Annotated in this window: 17 protein-coding genes and 4 tRNA genes; 9 read left to right on the top strand and 12 right to left on the bottom strand. The window is 58.7% G+C overall.

The features are described 5' to 3' along the window. Positions 1-98: 98 nt before the first annotated feature. From AB4N84_RS03100 to AB4N84_RS03080, 5 genes are all read left to right on the top strand, one after another. On the top strand, positions 99-1,331 hold the full coding sequence (locus AB4N84_RS03100; RefSeq protein ID WP_074757272.1) for an aspartate kinase: 1,233 nt from the start codon (positions 99-101) through the stop codon (positions 1,329-1,331). A gap of 183 nt (positions 1,332-1,514) precedes the next feature. After that, entirely contained in the window at positions 1,515-1,703 is a 189-nt protein-coding gene (csrA, locus tag AB4N84_RS03095; protein WP_020290522.1) for a carbon storage regulator CsrA, read from the top strand. Between the two features lie 62 nt (positions 1,704-1,765). Then, positions 1,766-1,856 (top strand) — tRNA-Ser (locus tag AB4N84_RS03090). Positions 1,857-1,963: 107 nt separating this feature from the next. Next, positions 1,964-2,040, top strand: a tRNA-Arg gene (locus tag AB4N84_RS03085). Between the two features lie 135 nt (positions 2,041-2,175). After that, positions 2,176-2,252, top strand: a tRNA-Arg gene (locus AB4N84_RS03080). 42 nt (positions 2,253-2,294) lie between these two features. On the opposite strand, the gene AB4N84_RS03075 is transcribed toward AB4N84_RS03080, so the two are convergent. Beyond that, entirely contained in the window at positions 2,295-2,774 is a 480-nt protein-coding gene (locus AB4N84_RS03075; RefSeq protein ID WP_074757270.1) for a DUF4124 domain-containing protein, read from the bottom strand. Between the two features lie 321 nt (positions 2,775-3,095). Between AB4N84_RS03075 and mgtE the strand changes: the two genes are divergently transcribed. After that, positions 3,096-4,538: a magnesium transporter gene (gene mgtE / locus AB4N84_RS03070; RefSeq protein ID WP_460045213.1), complete on the top strand. Its 1,443-nt coding sequence runs from the start codon at positions 3,096-3,098 to the stop codon at positions 4,536-4,538. Positions 4,539-4,667: 129 nt separating this feature from the next. On the opposite strand, the gene AB4N84_RS03065 is transcribed toward mgtE, so the two are convergent. From AB4N84_RS03065 to AB4N84_RS03055, 3 genes are all read right to left on the bottom strand, one after another. Beyond that, complete coding sequence (locus AB4N84_RS03065) at positions 4,668-4,994, bottom strand: Arc family DNA-binding protein (RefSeq protein ID WP_074757266.1); 327 nt, start codon at positions 4,992-4,994, stop codon at positions 4,668-4,670. A gap of 443 nt (positions 4,995-5,437) precedes the next feature. Beyond that, positions 5,438-5,635, bottom strand: coding sequence for a PA3371 family protein (locus tag AB4N84_RS03060; RefSeq protein ID WP_460045212.1), 198 nt, complete (start codon positions 5,633-5,635; stop codon positions 5,438-5,440). Between the two features lie 52 nt (positions 5,636-5,687). Continuing rightward, a complete protein-coding gene (locus tag AB4N84_RS03055) occupies positions 5,688-5,939 on the bottom strand; it encodes a hypothetical protein (protein WP_074757262.1) in 252 nt (83 codons plus the stop codon). 313 nt (positions 5,940-6,252) lie between these two features. Between AB4N84_RS03055 and AB4N84_RS03050 the strand changes: the two genes are divergently transcribed. Beyond that, positions 6,253-6,329: transfer RNA gene (locus AB4N84_RS03050), tRNA-Arg, on the top strand. Between the two features lie 567 nt (positions 6,330-6,896). Here the strand turns inward: AB4N84_RS03050 and AB4N84_RS03045 are convergent. The 7 genes from AB4N84_RS03045 to AB4N84_RS03015 form a co-directional block, all read right to left on the bottom strand. Then, positions 6,897-7,847, bottom strand: a complete 951-nt coding sequence (locus AB4N84_RS03045) for an enoyl-CoA hydratase/isomerase family protein (protein WP_074757233.1) — start codon at positions 7,845-7,847, stop codon at positions 6,897-6,899. 125 nt (positions 7,848-7,972) lie between these two features. Further along, positions 7,973-8,392 (bottom strand): organic hydroperoxide resistance protein, encoded by a 420-nt coding sequence (locus tag AB4N84_RS03040; RefSeq protein ID WP_460045211.1) that lies wholly within the window; start codon positions 8,390-8,392, stop codon positions 7,973-7,975. Between the two features lie 100 nt (positions 8,393-8,492). Next, complete coding sequence (locus AB4N84_RS03035; RefSeq protein ID WP_074757378.1) at positions 8,493-9,206, bottom strand: SDR family NAD(P)-dependent oxidoreductase; 714 nt, start codon at positions 9,204-9,206, stop codon at positions 8,493-8,495. 51 nt (positions 9,207-9,257) lie between these two features. After that, positions 9,258-9,914, bottom strand: coding sequence for a DsbA family oxidoreductase (locus tag AB4N84_RS03030; protein ID WP_460046929.1), 657 nt, complete (start codon positions 9,912-9,914; stop codon positions 9,258-9,260). An 8-nt stretch (positions 9,915-9,922) separates the two neighbouring features. Then, the gene (locus AB4N84_RS03025; protein ID WP_074757229.1) at positions 9,923-10,138 is read right to left on the bottom strand and encodes a tautomerase family protein; all 216 of its coding nucleotides are present in this window, start codon (positions 10,136-10,138) and stop codon (positions 9,923-9,925) included. Between the two features lie 236 nt (positions 10,139-10,374). Next, on the bottom strand, positions 10,375-12,015 hold the full coding sequence (gene mqo, locus AB4N84_RS03020) for a malate dehydrogenase (quinone) (protein ID WP_460045210.1): 1,641 nt from the start codon (positions 12,013-12,015) through the stop codon (positions 10,375-10,377). A 486-nt stretch (positions 12,016-12,501) separates the two neighbouring features. Continuing rightward, entirely contained in the window at positions 12,502-14,142 is a 1,641-nt protein-coding gene (locus AB4N84_RS03015) for a methyl-accepting chemotaxis protein (RefSeq protein ID WP_460045209.1), read from the bottom strand. Positions 14,143-14,606: 464 nt separating this feature from the next. Here AB4N84_RS03015 and AB4N84_RS03010 point away from each other — a divergent pair, with 464 nt between their 5' ends. Together AB4N84_RS03010 and AB4N84_RS03005 are read left to right on the top strand one after the other, a co-directional pair. Further along, positions 14,607-16,211 carry a response regulator gene (locus tag AB4N84_RS03010; RefSeq protein WP_074757223.1) on the top strand — a complete coding sequence of 535 codons (1,605 nt, stop codon included), beginning with the start codon at positions 14,607-14,609 and terminating at the stop codon, positions 16,209-16,211. Next, positions 16,208-16,900 (top strand): sensor histidine kinase, encoded by a 693-nt coding sequence (locus tag AB4N84_RS03005; protein ID WP_074757222.1) that lies wholly within the window; start codon positions 16,208-16,210, stop codon positions 16,898-16,900. The genes AB4N84_RS03010 and AB4N84_RS03005 overlap by 4 nt, the downstream gene beginning before the upstream one ends. A gap of 453 nt (positions 16,901-17,353) precedes the next feature. Here AB4N84_RS03005 and AB4N84_RS03000 read toward each other — a convergent pair whose 3' ends face one another. After that, positions 17,354-18,796, bottom strand: coding sequence for an efflux transporter outer membrane subunit (locus tag AB4N84_RS03000; RefSeq protein WP_460045207.1), 1,443 nt, complete (start codon positions 18,794-18,796; stop codon positions 17,354-17,356). Positions 18,797-18,909 lie beyond the last annotated feature (113 nt).

The following is an 18,909-nucleotide window of genomic DNA, read 5'->3' as shown; positions in this document are numbered from 1 at the left end:
GCTAAGTCGACCCACCGAAGTCCGCTATCCAGCGGGCTTCGGCGCTTTGCGGTTTGAATGATTAACGGGCGCCCTTCACGGGCTGAGGCGGCTTTGAGATGGCTTTAATCGTACAGAAATTTGGAGGCACCTCCGTGGGCTCGGTAGAGCGCATCGAGCAGGTGGCCGACAAAGTCAAAAAATTCCGCGACGCGGGCGATGATCTGGTGGTGGTTCTGTCCGCCATGAGCGGCGAGACCAATCGCCTGATCGACCTGGCGAAGCAGATCAGCGATCAACCGGTTCCTCGCGAACTGGACGTGATCGTGTCCACCGGCGAGCAGGTGACCATTGCCTTGCTGGCCATGGCGCTGATCAAGCGCGGTGTACCGGCGGTGTCCTACACCGGTAATCAGGTTCGCATCCTGACCGACAGCGCGCACAACAAGGCGCGTATTCTGCAGATCGACGATCAGAAGATTCGCGCAGACCTGAAAGAAGGTCGCGTCGTCGTGGTCGCAGGTTTCCAGGGTGTGGACGAGAGCGGCAACATCACGACCCTGGGTCGTGGCGGTTCCGACACCACCGGTGTGGCGCTGGCCGCCGCCTTGAAAGCGGATGAATGCCAGATTTACACCGACGTCGACGGCGTTTACACCACCGATCCGCGCGTCGTGTCTCAGGCTCAGCGCCTGGACAAGATCACGTTCGAAGAGATGCTGGAAATGGCCAGCCTCGGTTCCAAGGTGTTGCAGATCCGCGCGGTGGAATTCGCCGGCAAGTACAACGTCCCGCTGCGCGTACTGCACAGCTTCAAGGAGGGTCCAGGCACCCTCATTACCATTGATGAAGAGGAATCCATGGAACAGCCGATCATTTCTGGCATCGCCTTCAATCGCGACGAAGCCAAGCTGACGATCCGTGGCGTGCCAGACACCCCGGGCGTTGCATTCAAGATTCTGGGCCCGATCAGCGGCGCGAACATCGAAGTGGACATGATCGTGCAGAACGTTGCGCACGATAACACCACCGACTTCACCTTCACCGTGCACCGCAACGACTACCAGTCGGCGCTGACCGTGCTGGAAAACACCGCCAAGGAAATCGGCGCGCGTGAAGTCGTTGGCGACACCAAGATCGCCAAGGTGTCCATCGTCGGTGTCGGCATGCGTTCGCACGCAGGTGTTGCCAGCCGTATGTTCGAAGCACTGGCCAAGGAAAGCATCAACATCCAGATGATCTCCACCTCCGAAATCAAGGTTTCGGTCGTCATCGAGGAGAAGTATTTGGAGCTGGCTGTGCGCGCCCTGCACACAGCGTTCGAGCTCGACGCCCCTCGCCAGGGCGAGTAAGGCATTGAACAAAGGGCGCGGTGGCTACCGCGCCTTTTGTGTTTCTGATGTGCGCGAGAAAACTGTTTTTTTTCCGGCGCTAGTCAATACTCAAGGCGTAGACCTGCTGCCGATGCTGGTGGGGGCCAACGCCTTTTTGGTTGTGCAGACTGTTGTCCCTGAATGCAGGTTGAGGAGATAGGTATGCTGATTTTGACCCGCCGGTGCGCGGAGAGCCTGATTATTGGTGACGGTGAAATCACCGTGACCGTGCTCGGCGTTAAAGGTAATCAAGTCCGGATTGGGGTCAACGCACCCAAGGAAGTGGCTGTTCACCGTGAAGAGATTTACCTGCGCATCAAGAAAGAGAAGGACCAGGAACCAAGCCATTAATTTTTATTGAATTTTTGGTTTGCAAACGGGGAAAAGGGTGGTTATTATACGCCCCGTGTTGCGGAGAGCTGGCCGAGTGGCCGAAGGCGCTCCCCTGCTAAGGGAGTACACCTCAAAAGGGTGTCGGGGGTTCGAATCCCCCGTTCTCCGCCATTATTTGCGTAGTACGTTGTAATCTGGCTTGATCGGTAAGTTGTTGAATTTACTAGAAAAAGTTCTTGACCAAAAGATTTAACGGCCTATAATGCGCGGCAACAAATGCACTCGTAGCTCAGCTGGATAGAGTACTCGGCTACGAACCGAGCGGTCACAGGTTCGAATCCTGTCGAGTGCACCATTTAAGCGTTGTTGGTAGTAATACGAACAACTGCTTTAAGAAAGAGCCTGGCTTTAACAGGTCTTCGGAAGTACCACTCACTTCTGGAAGTAAAACGCATTAACCAGAGGTGATCTGGTTTATCAAGCGCCACCTGCACTCGTAGCTCAGCTGGATAGAGTACTCGGCTACGAACCGAGCGGTCACAGGTTCGAATCCTGTCGAGTGCACCATAAAACGAAAAGCCCGCATGCAAATGCGGGCTTTTTGCTTTTCTAGCGTTTGCCTTTTACGCAGCCGTTTTCGTCGAACGTCACCTGCCGGCTTTTCCCTTTCTTCTCCTCGTACACGTACCGAAGCTCGGCGTTGCGCCCGACAATCTTGTCCGGCTTGCCCAGCAGGCTTTCGACGTCACGTTTTGTCATGCCCGTGGGTGTCTGCTGATTGATGATCGCCCTCCGCCGTTGTTCGGCGCTCAGCACGTTTCCACAGCCGTCGTCGCGCTGACCTACGATGACCAGTTCTTCGCTTCTCTTTCGGGTCTTGGTTTCTGAAGGGGCGCTGGGGGTTAACACGCTGCCCGGCGGGGGATTGTGTGCGTTCTGCAGTTTCAGCTCGTGGCCTGCCGGGCAGGCAAGGGTGGTGAAAGTGATCTTTCCATTCGCGTCCTCGCAACGATGCACTGTGGCTGCAGTGGCCAGAACGGGGAAAAAGAGCAGGGCAGCAAAAACTGGTTTGCGGGTGTCCAACAGCATGACAGCGTCCTCCGTGACAGGTGTCAGGGCAGACTAGCCATGTGAAATTTTTGAGGCGAGCGTGTTTTCCTCTCCGGATGTGACGTCGTAGCAATAACGACTCGGACAATAGTTAACATTGTGTTGCAACCGATTGTTCCGCGTTGAATTTTTAACATGAAGGCCCGGCAAGCGGTGTATGATTGCGCCCGTCAGCCCCGCCGGGGCTTGTGGAATACCTCCATGGACTTACCCAGTAGCAACTCAGCCTTAAGCTTTACCAATCAAGAATCGACTGATTGATCTTCCGGCGTGGTCCACTGCTGGGAGTGGAGTTCGCCTATGACCGAAATCGAAGTAAAAAAGACGCAGGAAAGCCTTCAGGACCGCCTTGCGCAGGTTGTCGACCTGTTGCAACGTCAGCGTGTCGTCGAAGACCTGACTCATCGCCAGGAAGGCCAGCACCAAGACCGTGTTGAAAACCTGGTTCACCGGCAGAATCTGGTCGAGCTGCAACGCAAGCTCGATGATCTGCACTCCGCCGACGTTGCCTACATCCTTGAAGCGCTGCCGGTCGAAGACCGTCTGACGGTCTGGCAACTGGTCAAGGCCGAGCGCGACGGCGACATTCTCCTCGAAGTATCCGACTCCGTTCGTGAAACGCTGATTGCCGACATGGACGATCACGAGTTGCTGGCGGCCGCCAAGGAAATGGACGCCGACGAGCTTGCCGACCTTGCACCTGAGCTGCCACGTGACGTCGTCCATGAGTTGATGGAAGCGCTGGACAGCCAGCAACGCGAGCGCGTGCGTTCGGCGCTGTCTTACGACGAAGACCAGGTCGGCGCGCTGATGGACTTCGAGATGGTCACCATCCGCGAAGACGTCAGTCTTGAGGTAGTGCTGCGTTACCTGCGCCGTCTCAAGGAGTTGCCGGGCCACACGGACAAATTGTTCGTGGTCGACTCTGACGGCGTGCTCAAGGGCGTATTGCCCATCAAGCGTCTGTTGGTCAACGATCCTGAAAAGCAGGTGTCGGAGGTCATGGCCAGCGATCCGGTGAGTTTCCACCCGGACGGTGATGCCTATGAAGCGGCCCAGGCGTTCGAGCGTTACGACCTTATTTCCTCGCCGGTGGTGGACAAGAACGGCAAATTGATCGGCCGTCTGACCATCGACGAAATGGTTGACCTGATCCGCGAAGAAAGTGAAACCGAAGTCCTCAACATGGCCGGTCTGCGTGAAGAGGAAGACATCTTTGCATCAGTGTGGCGCTCGTTGCGCAACCGTTGGTCATGGCTGGCAGTCAACCTCATCACTGCCTTTTTAGCCTCGCGAGTCATCGGCCTGTTCGAAGGCTCCATCGAGAAACTGGTGGCACTGGCCGCCTTGATGCCGATCGTTGCCGGCATTGGTGGTAACTCCGGTAACCAGACCATCACCATGATCGTTCGCGCCATGGCGCTGGATCAGGTCAGTACCGGCAACACCTCGCGACTGATGCGCAAGGAGCTGGGCGTTGCGCTGATTAACGGCCTTGTGTGGGGTGGGGTGATTGGTGTCGTGGCTTACCTGCTTTATCACAGCTGGTCGCTGGGCGTGGTCATGACGGCTGCGATGACGCTTAACCTGCTGCTCGCCGCCTTCATGGGTGTATTGATTCCGATGACCTTGGCGCGGTTCGGCCGCGATCCTGCCATGGGCGCCAGTGTCATGATCACGGCCATGACGGACAGTGGAGGGTTCTTCATCTTCCTTGGTCTGGCGACCCTGTTCTTGCTCTAGCCATATAAGAGCACCCACAAATACCGCCCTTGTGGCGGTTTTTTGTGCCCGGCAATCATGAAAGTCCCAAATCACAGGCACAAAAAAGCCAGCGAGAGGCTGGCTTTTGAGTTTCTGAGACGCGCCGACTTATTCGTCGTCGTTCGTCATCTTGGTGTCGTGTGCGATCAGGGACACGAGTGCGTTCTGCTGGCGATGAGCGAGCTGGCGGAAGCGCTGCAGCAATTCACGCTCGTGCAGTGACAGCTCAGGGCTGTCCAGACGCAGGCTTGGCTCGTCTCCCAAGTTGCCTTCCTGAATCAAGCTTTGCTCGAGGCGGGCAATGATTTCAGAGTTCATGCTCCGGTGATGATTCTTGGCGACATCAGCGATCCGTTCACGCATGCCTTCCGGGAGACGGACAACGAACTTGTCAGCTGTGCGACTGGAATAAGGGGCCTGTTTCATAGGGCTCATATATTTAACCGATTTAGTTCAAAGGGGGAGGCGGTTCGTGCATCAGGCCGCTTGATGTCATGGTCTGACTGTCATTTTGGCGAAATGTTCAACCGTCCAACATAAAGGTCCGTCATCATGCATCAATCCGCCGGAACCTTGGCGTCAAATCTGTGACAAATATTGAACTAGATAAAGGCGTTTAGCCAGCACCAATTATCAGAAATGCGTTCTGGTTTGCAAAGTTCCCGATCACCGTCCATCTGATCGACAGCCGCCGGGTACGCGGGTTTGCGCCATGGTGGCTATCTGTCTTCAGCGTAGAGGTGTCTGAGGAAAAATACGAGAAAGGTGCCAAGAAAGAGACGAAGGGTCTGTCAAAGAAGTGGACAGCTCGGCGGCGCGAGTGTCAGAACCGGATCAAATGGCGCTCGAAATGCCGATCACGCCATCAGGTATGAAAGTCAGGGTTTGGCTTGGCGCAGCACTGGATCAAACTTGATTCGGCGACCGACGAACAGAGCCGCCACGAAAAGGCTGGCGAATACGCCAGCTGCCGTCTTGGCAGCGGTGCTCAGCATGTCCATCGACGGTGGAAGCAACTGGTCAATGGCAACGGCCATGATGGCCAGGATCAGAAAGGACAGTGCTGCTTTTGACATGGCGGTTCTCTAAACGAAAGACTGATTGGCAAGCCCGATTTCACATTCAGCGTCAAAACACCCAGCGTTCGGAGCGATCCACAGGGATCGCTTCGTCAGTGTCATTGGCCAGCATCGCATCTGAGCGGTGTGCCGGTTGTGCGACGAAGCGAGGCGCCTGTTTCATGAGGTAATGCGGTTGAGCCTGAACAGCTACGCTTTCTGTGTTGGCAGCGTTGCCTGCCTTGCTGCCATCGTCCTGGAAGTGGAAAGCCACCAGAGCGACGAGAGCCGCTGCGTTCAACAGAGAGAGAGTCATGTTCATCTCGATTACCTTCGCTTGGAATTCGGGTTGTGAAGGGGATTGCACAGAAAGGGATAATGCAGTCTGCATGCCAAGCGTTTATTCATAATAAATGTCAATAAAATCAAATGCTTATCGATTGATTGGATGGTAGGCAGGTTGCAGTTTGCAATGATGTCACTTTGTGGCATTGCAATTTGCATGATGCCCTTGAGGCGCCGGTGTTGGGCGTTCTGGACTACACCCTAAAAAGACAATGACGACATGACAAAACAAGGGCTTGCCGTTAACATGCACGCCGTCCCGTTGGCGCCATTCAGAGCGTCGGCACAGTGTCTCAGTAGCTCAATTGGATAGAGCATCCCCCTCCTAAGGGGAAGGTTGCAGGTTCGAACCCCGCCTGGGACACCATCTTCTACTTGTCGCGCCAAAATCATCGATATTCCCTCTCCATATCGTCTGTCCGCGTCCGGAGGAACCCCAGGGTCTCAGCCCGGCGCTTCAGCCATCCCTACGACGGTCAACTCCACCCTGAATCCACCGCGCTGTTGGTGATCGACCTGCAGGAAAATTTTCTGTCCTCGACCGGTTGTTTCGCGCGAAGCGGACATGACCCGACGCCGCTGAGGGCGATTTTTCCTGCTATGAGTGCGTGGATTTGCAACGCACGGTCGGTGGGGTGCAGGTGGTTCATGCCTGGCAGCGCTAACGTGCGGATCTTGCGGATATGACGCCGTATGATCAGTGGCAGCGCCCGGGCGGGGCTTGAGGGGGCGAATGTCCTGCTGCGGTCCAGCCCGGGGCTTCAACGAGTGCCGGACCTTGATTTAAGCCCTGACGACGTCATCGTCGATATACGTGACCTGGCGATCCCGTTTTTTAAGAATTGATAGCGGGCAGTGGCAAATCCACGAGGACAAAAAAAGCCCACCGTCCGAGCGCTCAGGCAATGGGCTCATCAACGCGGGCAAGCGCGCTTTATTTCGAGGCTTCCCCGGTTTTACCGGTGTAGACAGGCAGGCGTTTTTCAACATCGGGGTTCTGTTGCAGACCCATGTCCATCAATTGTTTGATGCGGTGTTGAGTTGCTGGCCGTTGCACTGAATCAATGAATCCTTGCCATTCCGCACCGATGTCTTCGTCAGCAGGCAGGCTGGATTTGTTCACCAGATTCTTGATGTCTGCGATCGTTTCTTTGTCAAAACGGGCGATACGACGCGCCATGGCGTCAACGAAACCGTCCAGTTGTCCATCGGGGAGCGCGCGGTTGACGTAGCCGTAACGCTCGGCGAGATCACCATTGATGTCCTCTCCGGTGAGCAGTACTTCGAGCGCACGGCCGCGGCCTATCAGGCGTGGCAGCCGAGAGCTGGGTCCGCCTCCCGGCACCAGGCCGGCGGCAATTTCCCATTGCGACAGAACGGCTTTTTCACGGCTGGCGAATCGCATGTCACTTGCCAGTGCAAGCTCGCTGCCCACGCCCGTGGCGCGCCCACGTATCGAGGTGATCGACACGACCGGTGCCTTGCTCAGGCGCACCAACATGTCGGGAAGCGGCGGCAGCCCGGTCTTGCCGTTTGGCATGCTGGTCGTGTCGGTCAGGGGCGGTACGAAATCGTAGTGCGTCAGGAAAAAGTCAGGCACGTCACTGTCGAATACCACAACACGCAGCTTGGGGTCGGATTCGATGGCGGTGATGACTTCGTTCAACTGAGGCATGGTTTCCGGGCCGTAGATATTGAACGGAGGGTTGTGAAAGGTGACCCGCCAGTACTCGGGCGTCACCCGGGTCAGCTTCACTTCCTGTTTCACTGCACTGGTTTTGCCAGCCGATGCCGCAGGGGCTGTCGACGTTTCGGCGGCTTGAGTGGCCCCAGAGATCGACAGCCCACCGATGATCAGTGCAGCCGTGAGCATTTGCAGTTTCATATAGAACCTCCAGCGTAAGAAGTTTTATTTGAAGACTGCGTGCCGCAGGGCAGAGCGGGCTGGAAAGGCAGGGCCAGCGGGCGTCGACGCTACGTCAGTGCACGCAGTTCAATCAGGTGAGCGCGTCAAACCAGCGTGATTACGGCATTGATGTTGCCGCGCGTTGCCTTCGAGTAAGGACAGGCTTCGTGGGCGGCATCCACGACTTTTTGCGCCGTTTCGCGGTCCATTCCGGGCAATGCGACGTTGAGCCGTGCCTGGATCAGGTAGCCGCCGGCGTTAGTGCCCAGATCGACCTCTGCATCCACGGTGGTGTCGGGTGGCATGGTGACTTTCATCTTGGCGGTTACGACGCCGATGGCGCCAATGAAGCACGCCGACCAGCCTGCCGCGAACAGTTGCTCGGGGTTGGTGCCCTCGCCTTTGGCGCCGGGCGAGGAGAGTTTGATGTCCAGGCGTTTGTCGGAACTGACCGCTGTGCCGTCGCGGCCACCGGCCGTGTGGACCTTGGCGGTGTACAGCACTTTCTCGATGTTCTTGTCCATGGTGCGCTCCTTACGATAAATGCGGGCTACGCCGGATGGCGCAGCGTGGCGTGAGCCGTTTCCAACAGTAGCCCGCTTTTTGAAGATATCGAGTCGGCAATCAGTGACCGGCGCTCTGACCACCGTCGACGTGCAGGATTTCGCCTGTCACGAAGGCGGCGCTGTCGAGGTACAGCACGGCCCCGACGATGTCCTGGACTTCGCCCATGTGGCCCATCGGGTGCAGGCTGCCCAGCGCTGCGTGGGTTTCTTCGCCGTGCATCGGCGTCTTGATAATGCCCGGGGAGACCGCGTTCACGCGGATGCCACGCTTGGCGTATTCGATCGCCAACGATTTGGTGGCGGCGTTCATGCCGCCCTTGGTCAGCGACGCGAGCACCGAAGGCACACCGTCAATGGCGTGGTCGACCAGCGTGGTGGTGATGCTGACGACGTGACCGCCATCGCCCTGTTTTTCCATCTGCGCAATGGCGTGCTGCGACATGTGGAAGAAGCTCCCCATGTTGGTGGCCACGGTGTTTACGTAGTCTTCTCGGGTGTATTGGGTGAACGGCTTGGCCAGGAAGATACCGGCGTTGTTGACCAGCGTGTCGATGCGGCCGAAGCGGGCCACACCTTCGCGGATGATCTTCTCGGCGGTCGCAGGGTCGGCGATGTCACCGGCCACGGTGAGGATGTCCGGGTCGGTCGATGGCTGGATCGAACGCGAGGTGGCGACGACCTGATAGCCCAGCTTGCGGAAACCCGCGACGATGCCAGCGCCAAGACCTTGGGATGCACCGGTGACCACAACGACTTTTTTCGAATTGCTCATGATGATGTTCTCGCTCATTAATGGATAGGGTGTGAATCGGTAAGTGGGTGATCAAGCGGCGGCGGGTTCTTGCGCCATCTGCCTGAGGACGGTTTCGTAGTGCTCGACCGACTGCGATCCGGCCACCAACTGGCGATCGTTCAGTACCATCGCCGGGACAGAATTGATTCCGCGGTCGGTGTAGAAACGCTCCAGCTCACGGACTTCGTCGGCAAACTCACCGGCTGCCAGCACTTCACGGGCGCGGTCGCTTGACAGTCCGGTTTCACCCGCCAGGCGCACCAGCGTTTCTTGATCGCCGGGGTTCTGGCCATCCGTGAAGTAGGCTTTCAGCAGGGCTTTCTTCAGCGGGACCTGACGACCTTCGTGGGTGGCCCACAACAGCAGGCGATGGGCGTCGAAGGTGTTGTAGAAGTGACTGCGTTTTTCCAGGTCGAAGCGAAAGCCAAGCGCCTTGCCACGGGCGATGATCATCTCGTTACGGGAAGCGACTTCTTCTAGGGTGCGGCCATATTTGCGCATCATGTGCTTGACGGCGTGCTCGCCCTCGGCCGGCATGTCCGGGTTCAGTTCGAAGGGCTTGTAGGTCAGCTCGACGGTGATTTCCCCGGCGAGGTTCGCTATGGCCTGCTCGAGTGCTGTCGCTCCCAACGCACACCAGGGGCACACGACATCCGACACGAAATCGACCTTGACGGTACGGTTCACGGCCGGGTTCACGAGGCTGACTCCGCCAGGTTCTTGCGGTACTCCGTGGTGGTAATACCGGCGTACCCCCAGTTATCGGTGTCCACTTCTTCGATGACGATGTGGGTGAGGTGAGGGTCCTTGTTCAGGACGGTCTGCATGGTCTGGGTGATTTCGGCGATGACTTGAGCTTTCTGCTCCTTGGTAACGCCATCGCGGGTGATGCGAACGCTGATGAAAGGCATGGAAAAGTCTCCAGTGTGCTTCCCACCGGGAGGGTGGAAGAGCAAGTGGAGTTGACTTTAGGAGCTTGCAGCGACGGGATAAATGCGGGGCGGGGTACTTCATTTGTGATGCGGTGTAACGAATCAAACGGGTCGCAACCCCCCGACGTGCGGACCTCAAACGATAAAGCCACGGGTTTTCAGCCCCGTGGCTTTATCTTCACTGCGTCATCAATGCCGGCAAGCGGCAGCGAGTCTTACAGTGCCATGTCGTTCGCTGGCTTGCTTTCAGCCGGCTTGGACGGCGTCGCCGGGCTGGTGCCAACGGTCTGGTCAATGACCGGAGGCTTGCCCAGTTGCAGGACTTCAGCGGTGTAGTTCCACTCCTGCTGAACAGCGGCCGGCGATTCGTTCAACTTGGTGCCGTAGCTCGGCACGATCTGATGGATCTTCGCTTGCCACTCAGGTGTTGCCACCTGGGTTTTGAAGATCTTTTCCAGCACGTTCAGCATGATCGGAGCGGCGGTCGAAGCGCCTGGCGATGCGCCCAGCAGCGCAGCGATGGTGCCGTCCTGAGACGACACGACTTCGGTGCCCAGCTTGAGCACGCCGCCTTTGTCCGCGTCACGCTTGATGATCTGCACGCGCTGACCGGCTTGCCACAGGCGCCAGTCTTCTTTCTTGGCGTGCGGGAAGTATTCCTGCAGCGCTTTGAAACGGTCGTCGTCAGACAGCATCAGTTGACCGGCGAGGTACTCGACCAGCGGGTACTGCTCGATGCCGACCTTGGTCATCGGCCAGAAGTTGTGCGTGGTCATGCTGCTGAACAGGTCCAGGTACGAACCTTCTTTCAGGAACTTGGTGGAGAAGGTCGCGAACGGGCCAAACAGGATGACACGCTTGCCGTCGAGCACACGGGTGTCCAGGTGCGGAACCGACATCGGTGGCGCGCCGGTGGAAGCGATGCCGTAGGCCTTGGCCATGTGCTGCATGGCGACGGTCGGGTTCTCGGTTACCAGGAACGAACCGCCGACCGGGAAGCCTGCGTAGTCGCGAGCCTCTGGGATGCCGGATTTCTGCAGCAGCTTCAGCGCGCCGCCGCCTGCACCGATGAACAGGAACTTGGCATCGGTACCGGAAGTGGTGCCGTCTTTCAGGTTCTTGTACTCGACGTGCCAGGAGCCGTCTTCGTTACGCGTGATGTCGTTGACTTCGCTGGACAGCTTCAAGTCGAAGTTCGGGCGAGTCTGCAGGTAGGACACGTATTGACGGGTGACTTCGCCCCAGTTGACGTCGGTGCCGATCGGCGTCCAGGTGGTCGCCAGCTTCTGGGAAGGATCGCGGCCTTCCATCATCAGCGGGACCCACTTGGCGATCTGCGCCGGGTCTTCGGAGTATTGCATCGGACGGAACAGCGGGCTGGCTTGCAGCGCGTCGTAACGCTTCTTCAGGAATTTGATGTTGTCATCGCCCCACACGAAGCTCATGTGCGGAGTGGTGTTGATGAACGAAGGCGGGTTCTTCAGGACATTCTGGCGGACCTGCCAGGAGAGGAACTGACGGGTCACCTGGAAGGCTTCGTTGATTTCGATGGCCTTGGAGATATTGACCTTGCCGTCTTTGTCTTCTGGCGTGTAGTTCAGTTCGGCCAGGCCCGAGTGGCCGGTACCGGCGTTGTTCCAGCCATTGGAGCTTTCTTCGGCGACCGCGTCCAGACGCTCGACCATTTCCATCGACCAGCCCGGCTCCAGCTCGTTGAGCCAGACACCCAGGGTCGAACTCATGATGCCGCCACCGATCAGCAGGACGTCGACTTTCTTGCTTTCAGCCGCGTGGGCTTGCAGGAAGGTCGCCGAAATCGCCAGGCCCAACAGAGCCTTGCTCGTTTTCTTGAACATTGAGTCATCCAATAGAGAGAAAGTTATCCACCTGCGGTCCTTCATCAGGCAACGTCCCGCCGTTGCTGCAACCCGGTTCGGGGTACAAACGTCAGAAGGCTTCGCTCTCAGAAGACGAGGAGGCAGGGTCAGGAAGTCTGTGAATCCGGGACTTCCCGTTCTATGTCCCTCGGTGCTGGCTTTTTATTCGATCATTGGATTCAGCAGCTTGAGTAAACATCTACACCCCCGCAGGACTCGGTCATCAGGTCCAAGCGATCTGCGGGAGGGGCGGGATTGTACCCGAAATGAGATTTACGACAAATCGTAGGACGATTTAGTCAATTGGCCAATTTGTCTCAGGTGGCTAAAGGGTGGCTGCGGTGTCTGCATCGACACGGTTTTTGTGGAGCCGGCTTGCTGGCGAAAGTGTCCTTTCAGCCACATCGGCAGTGGCCGACAGTTCTCCATTCGCCAGCAAGCCTGCTCCCACACGGCGGCCAAGAATCAAAGGGTGAACTTGCCCACCATGGCGTTGAACGACACCGCCAGACGCGACAGTTCCTGGCTGGAGGCGTTGGTCTGGTTGGCGCCTGCCGCGGTCTGGGCCGACAGGTCCTGGATGTTCACCAGGTTGCGGTCGACCTCGCGGGCGACTTGGGCCTGTTCCTCGGCGGCGCTGGCGATGACCAGGTTGCGTTCGTTGATCTGGCTGACGCCCTCGCTGATGCGTTCCAGTGCCAGTCCGGCTTCGGTGGCCAGCGTCTGGGTATTGGCCGCGATGGACTGGCTCTTGCCCATGGCCTGCACGGCTTCATCGGCGCCGTTGCGCACCTGGGTGATCATCGATTCGATTTCACCGGTCGATACCTGAGTGCGGTGGGCGAGTGCGCGGACTTCGTCGGCGACCACCGCAAAACCGCGGCCTTGCTCACCGGCGCGTGCGGCTTCAATGGCGGCGTTAAGGGCCAGCAGGTTGGTCTGTTCGGCGATGCCGCGAATCACATCCAGCACCTTGGTGATGTCGCGAATCTGGCCCGCGAGGGCTTCGACCCGTTGCGTCGAATCGTTGATTTCCACCGTCATGGTGTTCATGGCGGTGACCGCTTGCTGCACCTGACGCTGCCCTTTGAGTGCATCGTCGGCGGTCTGGGCCGAAACTTGCGAGGCGCTGGCCGCATTCCGGGCGACTTCCTCGACCGCTGCGGTCATCTGGTTCACGGCGGTGGCGGCCTGTTGAATCTCATCGTTCTGACGCTGCAATCCGCGGGTGCTGTCATCGGTCACCACCGTCAGCTCTTCTGCGGCCGACGCCAGTTGATCCGAGGCATTGGCAATCTGCTGCACGGTGTCTTTGAGGTTGCCTTGCATGTTGGACAGTGCCTTGAGCAACTGACCGGTTTCGTCCTGGCCGCCCACGGCAATGGCATGGGTCAGGTCGCCGCTGGCCACGCGCGTCGCGCTTTCCACCGACTGATAAATCGGACGGGTGATCATCCGCGTGACGATCAGGCCCAAGGCGATGGCGCAGACCACAGCGATCAGGGACCCGATGACCAGCATCCACGTCACCTGACGATCCAGGTCGACACCCGCCTGAGTGGCTTCGGCGGCCTGCCGTGCGTTGGACTCAATGATGATTTTCAGCTCGCCCATGGTTTTGCGGTAGCTCGGCGTGACGCTGCTGGCGGCCAGTTTGCTGGCTTGCTCGATGTCGCCGCTTTGCAGCACAGCGAACGCGTTTTGTGCGGCGCTCAGGTACGCGGCCCAATCACGCTCGAAATCGTCGCCAGCGGCTTTTTCGTCGGTCTCCAGAGGTGTACTGCGGTAGTAACGGAAGTCGGTGTCTGCTTGCGTCTGGTTTTCTTTGAACGACTGAAGGGCCGAGCTGATTTCGGCCGGGTCGGCCTTGAGCGCGCTCAGACCAATGATTTTGAAGAAGTCGCGATTGGTGGCGATCACGTTGGCTTTGACGGAGTCAACCTTGGCAATCGTCATCAAGTTATCGCTAACGGTGTTTTGAAACAGCGCATAGAGGCGCGAAACACCGTTCTGTCCCAACACCCCCATCGCGATGGTGATCAAGGCGCACAGGCTAAACGCAAACAGGAGTTTGGACTTGAGTTTCAGATCGGTCAGCCAGGACATGACGATTACTCGGACAGGGTAAGGGTGGGCGGTGCAAAACCGCTTTCACTCCCTATCGGCGGGGGGATGAGGGACTTTACACAATTCGAAATAACGTCGATGAACGTCGTCTTTCAGGCCATTTTGAAGGTGTTATTGGATCCATTAGTCCGTGTGGGTGAGTGCGCTCATGTTTGGTGATTCGGGACCGACACACTGCGTCACAGATCCGTCATCAGCAATCGGCGCGAGGCGCCTTGCAGTCGCTTTTTCCCACTGCCATCACCTAAGCTTTACCCTGGTGCCGCCGATAACCCGGACAAGCGGCGTCGTGCCGCACCTGAACAGGCCAAAGCTTTCGCGAAATAGCTTGATGGCAAATTGATGTTGGCTATCATTTCCCCCGCCAAAAAGTGGGAGCGGTGCAGCCGACCCGTAACGTAATTGCCCCTGGGCTGATTTTCTCTCCCGTGACAGGAATCTCGATGCTGGCGTGGAACCAAAAAAGCTTTCTGATCGTCGATGATTTCTCCGATTTCCGCAGTTCGGTCAGGTCGATGCTGCGCGAGTTGGGCGTCAAGGAAGTGGACACCGCCGATACCGGCGAACAGGCGCTGAAGATGTGTTCGCAGAAGCGCTATGACTTCATCCTGCACGATTTCAACCTGGGCGATGGCAAGAAGAACGGTCAGCAGGTGCTCGAAGACCTGATGACCGATAAGTTGATCAGCCATGAAAGCGTCTTTGTCATGGTCACCGCCGAGAACAGTCAGGCGATGGTCATGAGCGCGCTGGAGTGGGAGCCCGATGCTTACCTGACCAAACCGTTCAACCGCGCAAGTCTTGCGCAGCGTCTGGAAAAGATCGTTCAGCGCAAGAACCTGCTCAAGCCGATTCTTCAGGCACTGGATCGCGGCAAGCCGGCCGAGGTGCTGGCGGCGTGCGTGAACCTGACCAAACAAGACCCACGTTTCGCGCCGCTGTGCCTGCGTTACAAAGCCGACGCCCTGCGTGATCTGAACCAGCACGAGCCGCTGGAAGCCTTTCTCAAATCGATTCTGGCCGACCGTCCTCAGCCTTGGGCCTACGCGGCATTGGGCAAACTGCTGTTCAAGCGCGGACGTAATGCCGAGGCGCAGGCGGTCTACGAAGACGCGATCCGTGCGTTCAATGCGATGCCGGTGTTGTTTGACGGTCTGGCCGATGTGCTGATCGCCAGCGGCGACAAAAAGCGCGCGCAGAAGATGCTCGAAGAGGCTGTCCGGCTGTCCCCTTACGCCGTGCGTCGTCAACGTTTACTTGGCCAGTTGGCGCTGGAAAACCAGGACTTCGATGGCGCCTCCAAGGCCTATCGTCAGGCGGTGGCGCAGGGTCAGTTTTCGCGCTTCAAGGACCCGGAAACCAACCTCGGTCTGGCGCAGGCGTTGATCAGTCGCGGCGGTGAGCGTGGTCTGGATGCGCGCACCCGTGTGGAGATCAACACGACGTTAAGCGAAGTCGCCAAGGAGCACACCAACGATGCCGGCCTGCAAGTGCGTGCACGGTTGATGAAAGCCACTAGCGTGGCGAGCTCCGATCCGGAAATGGCCGCCAAGCTGACCGAGCAGGCCATGGCGCGCCTGGAAGGCATGGAACAGTTTTTGAGTGCCGACGCGGCGCTGGCCGTGGCCGCGCAGCTTAAACAGCTGGGTCAGGAATCTGCCGGGGCCGGCATTCTGAAAAGCTGTGCGGAAATCTACGGTGACGATCCGGTGGTCATGCAAGGCATTGCCAGGCAGACCGACGATCCGGAAATCCTCAGCGCGGGCAAAGCGGCCATCGACCTGAACCTGCAGGGCATTCGCAGCTACCGCGCGGGCAAGCTTGGCGAGGCGCAGGACCTGTTCCGTCAGGCGCTGGCGCTGCAACCGAAGAACATCAGTATTGCGTTGAACATGGCCCAGTCGCTGCTGCACGTCGGTGTGCAGAACCTGGACACGGCCAGCCTGCTGGAGTGCCAGAACAGTCTGAAAATGGTGGGCAAGATGCCCGACACCGATCCACGTTACGACCGTTATCAGAAACTGCGACTCAGGGCGTTTGGCGAATGAACGATCAGGAAACAGGGCTTGATTTCTCCATGGTGATTGCCTCCACCGTGCACGACATGAAGAACTCGCTGGCGTCGTTGATCCAGGCTCACGGGCAATGGGTAAAGGATCTGCCCGACGCACAGCGTGGTACGCCAGAGCAGGGTGTGATCGAGTACGAATTCGCGCACCTGAACGGCATGCTGGTGCAGTTGTTGGGTCTGTATAAACTGGGTGTGAATCAGCTGCCGTTGCGCCCGGATTATCACGAGCTGGACGACTTCATCGAGGCACAACTGGCGTTTCATCAAGAGGTGCTCGACAGCCGAGGCATCGTGGCGCGCTACCACGTGGACGACTTTGGATTGCCGGGCTTCTTCGACCGCGAGCTGATCGGCTCGGTTGTGTCGAACGTGGTCATCAACGCCATCCGCTTTGCCCGCCAGCACGTGCTGATCAGCGCCGGTCAGGTCGGCGAGCAACTGGTCATCCGCATCAACGACGACGGTCCCGGGTTTCCCGAGCGCATGATCGAACACCAGACCGACTACGTACTGGGCCTCAACCAGAGCAGCGGCAGCACCGGCCTCGGTCTGTACTTCGCGGCGAATATCGCCAGGCAGCATCAGCGTCAGGGCGTGACGGGCCACATCGAGATCGCCAACGGCGGCGAGCTGGGCGGCGGGTTGTTCAGTATTTATTTGCCGTAGCTAGAAAATAGGCGATCCCGCTTCTGCCTGGAGGAAGCGCACGTCATGCCAGGCACTGCCTTGTTTGTGCCCGGAGGGCTTAGGTCATGCCAGGCACGGTATTGTTTCTGCCTGGAAGGTGCAGGGAGCGATCGGGTCGACTGATTTTGCTGCCGCTTCGCGCCAGATCGCGGGCAAGGTGGAGCGCCACCCCGGTCGCTCCTACGGCCTTCGGCCAGAATCAAAAGCCGAGAGCGCTTGCAACACCGCTTCTGCCTGGAAGGCGTAGGAGCGTGGCTTGTCCCGCGATCTGCCGGGGACCGGCAGCAAAACCTGTGCATGCGGTGTGTCAGGAAGAACCGGGTCGACTGATTTTGCTGCCGCTTCGCGCCAGATCGTCCGGATGCGGCCCAGACACAAGCCGCGCTCCTACGGCCTCCGGCCAGAATCAGGAACATCCGCGATCCGAGTGTCTCATTTCGCATCCGCGACATTCAGTTTCGGGGGCGTCCATCCGCCGCCCAGTGCCTTGTACAGATCGACCTGATTGACCTCCCGTGCCAGTTCCAGATTCAGGTATTCCTGTTGGGCTGCAAACAGGGAGCGTTGTGCGTCCATGGTCGAGAAGTAGCTGTCCAGCCCGGCCTCGAAGCGCAAGCGCGACTGGCGCCAGGCTTCCTGATAATCCCCGACCAGCCGCTGTTGCGCCGCGACTTGCGCGAGCATTTCCTGACGGGCGTTCAGCGCGTCGGCGGCTTCGCGAAAAGCGTTTTGCACGGTGCCTTCGTACGCTGCGGTATTGGCGTCATAACGGGCATGACTGGCGTCCACCACGGCACGTCGCTGACCACCGTCGATCAGCGTCATCGAGCCGGCCGCCGCCAGTTGCCAGAACTGGGCCGGGCCGGTGAGGAGTTTCGAGAAATCCCCGCTCAGGCTGCCCAGCGCGCCGGTCAACGACAGGGTCGGGAAATACGCACTGCGCGCGGCACCGATGTCGGCGTTGGAGGCTCGCAGCACGGCCTCGGCGGACATGATATCGGGACGTCGCTGGATCAGGCTGGAGGGCAAGCCGGACGGAACATCGGCCGTCGCCAGCGTCTTCCCGAGATCGCCGACCGGCAACAGTTGGTCGGGCACCGGTTGGCCGACCAGCACGCGCAGTGCGTTGAGGTTCTGTGCGACCTTCATGCGGTAGGTGTTGACCTGCACGGCGGCGGTGTTGGTCATCGCGTCGCCCTGATGCACATCGATGCGTGCCGTCGAGCCGGCGTTGTAACTGCTGCGCAGCAGCTCGCCGTAATGCTGCTGGGACTGGTAGGTGGTTTCCGCAAGGTTGAGCAGCGTCTGATTGGCCTTCAGGGTCAGCCAGGTGCTGGCGACTTCGCCGATCAAACCCAGGCGCGCGGTCTGGTAATCGGCCTCGCTGGCCTCGAAGCGCGCATCGGCCGCGTTGCGCTGACTGCGCAGGCGCCCGAAGAGGTCCAGTTCATAGGAGGTGAAACCCGCAGTGGCCTGAAACGTATTGTCCAGGCTGCCCGAACTGACGCCACCGCCCTGGGTACGCACCAGGGGCGGGATCTTGCTGCGCCCTGCATAGGTGTTGATGCCGATGGACGGAAACAACGAGGCATGCGCGCCGTCGGATTCGGCGCGGGACTCTTCCACCGAGGCCGCGTATTGGCGCAGGCCACGGTTGTTCTCCAACGCCAGATCGATCACCTGTCGCAGCCGCGGGTCGGTGATGAACGTGTGCCAGTCTTCCTGAAACGCCCGCTTCGGATCAGCCACCGCGCCTTTGGTGTTGGCAGGCCATTGCTGATCGATCGGCGCGTCGGGGCGCTCATAGGTCGGCTCCAGCGAGCAGCCGCCGAGCAGGAGCAGGGTGAAGCAGGTGAAGGGTAGAGAACTGTTCATCGGCGTGCTCTCGGTAAACGTGGAACAACCAAAGATTCTTGTGAGGCAAACGTCCTCTGAGCGTTGTGGTGAACCCTTTTTCGCGAAGGAATTCGCTCCCACAGGGAGGGAGT

It is taken from the genome of Pseudomonas sp. S2_H01, assembly GCF_054668305.1.
The sequence above is the reverse complement of the archived record's forward strand: the minus strand, read 5'-3'. Positions and strand labels throughout refer to the sequence as shown.

Bases quoted from the DNA above. Each gene is read 5' to 3' on its own strand.
- AB4N84_RS03100 (WP_074757272.1), top strand. From the start codon at position 99: ATGGCTTTAATCGTACAGAAATTTGGAGGCACCTCCGTGGGCTCGGTA.
- csrA (WP_020290522.1), top strand. From the start codon at position 1,515: ATGCTGATTTTGACCCGCCGGTGCGCGGAGAGCCTGATTATTGGTGAC.
- AB4N84_RS03075 (WP_074757270.1), bottom strand. From the start codon at position 2,774: ATGCTGTTGGACACCCGCAAACCAGTTTTTGCTGCCCTGCTCTTTTTC.
- mgtE (WP_460045213.1), top strand. From the start codon at position 3,096: ATGACCGAAATCGAAGTAAAAAAGACGCAGGAAAGCCTTCAGGACCGC.
- AB4N84_RS03065 (WP_074757266.1), bottom strand. From the start codon at position 4,994: ATGAGCCCTATGAAACAGGCCCCTTATTCCAGTCGCACAGCTGACAAG.
- AB4N84_RS03060 (WP_460045212.1), bottom strand. From the start codon at position 5,635: ATGTCAAAAGCAGCACTGTCCTTTCTGATCCTGGCCATCATGGCCGTT.
- AB4N84_RS03055 (WP_074757262.1), bottom strand. From the start codon at position 5,939: ATGAACATGACTCTCTCTCTGTTGAACGCAGCGGCTCTCGTCGCTCTG.
- AB4N84_RS03045 (WP_074757233.1), bottom strand. From the start codon at position 7,847: ATGAAACTGCAAATGCTCACGGCTGCACTGATCATCGGTGGGCTGTCG.
- AB4N84_RS03040 (WP_460045211.1), bottom strand. From the start codon at position 8,392: ATGGACAAGAACATCGAGAAAGTGCTGTACACCGCCAAGGTCCACACG.
- AB4N84_RS03035 (WP_074757378.1), bottom strand. From the start codon at position 9,206: ATGAGCAATTCGAAAAAAGTCGTTGTGGTCACCGGTGCATCCCAAGGT.
- AB4N84_RS03025 (WP_074757229.1), bottom strand. From the start codon at position 10,138: ATGCCTTTCATCAGCGTTCGCATCACCCGCGATGGCGTTACCAAGGAG.
- mqo (WP_460045210.1), bottom strand. From the start codon at position 12,015: ATGTTCAAGAAAACGAGCAAGGCTCTGTTGGGCCTGGCGATTTCGGCG.
- AB4N84_RS03015 (WP_460045209.1), bottom strand. From the start codon at position 14,142: ATGTCCTGGCTGACCGATCTGAAACTCAAGTCCAAACTCCTGTTTGCG.
- AB4N84_RS03010 (WP_074757223.1), top strand. From the start codon at position 14,607: ATGCTGGCGTGGAACCAAAAAAGCTTTCTGATCGTCGATGATTTCTCC.
- AB4N84_RS03005 (WP_074757222.1), top strand. From the start codon at position 16,208: ATGAACGATCAGGAAACAGGGCTTGATTTCTCCATGGTGATTGCCTCC.
- AB4N84_RS03000 (WP_460045207.1), bottom strand. From the start codon at position 18,796: ATGAACAGTTCTCTACCCTTCACCTGCTTCACCCTGCTCCTGCTCGGC.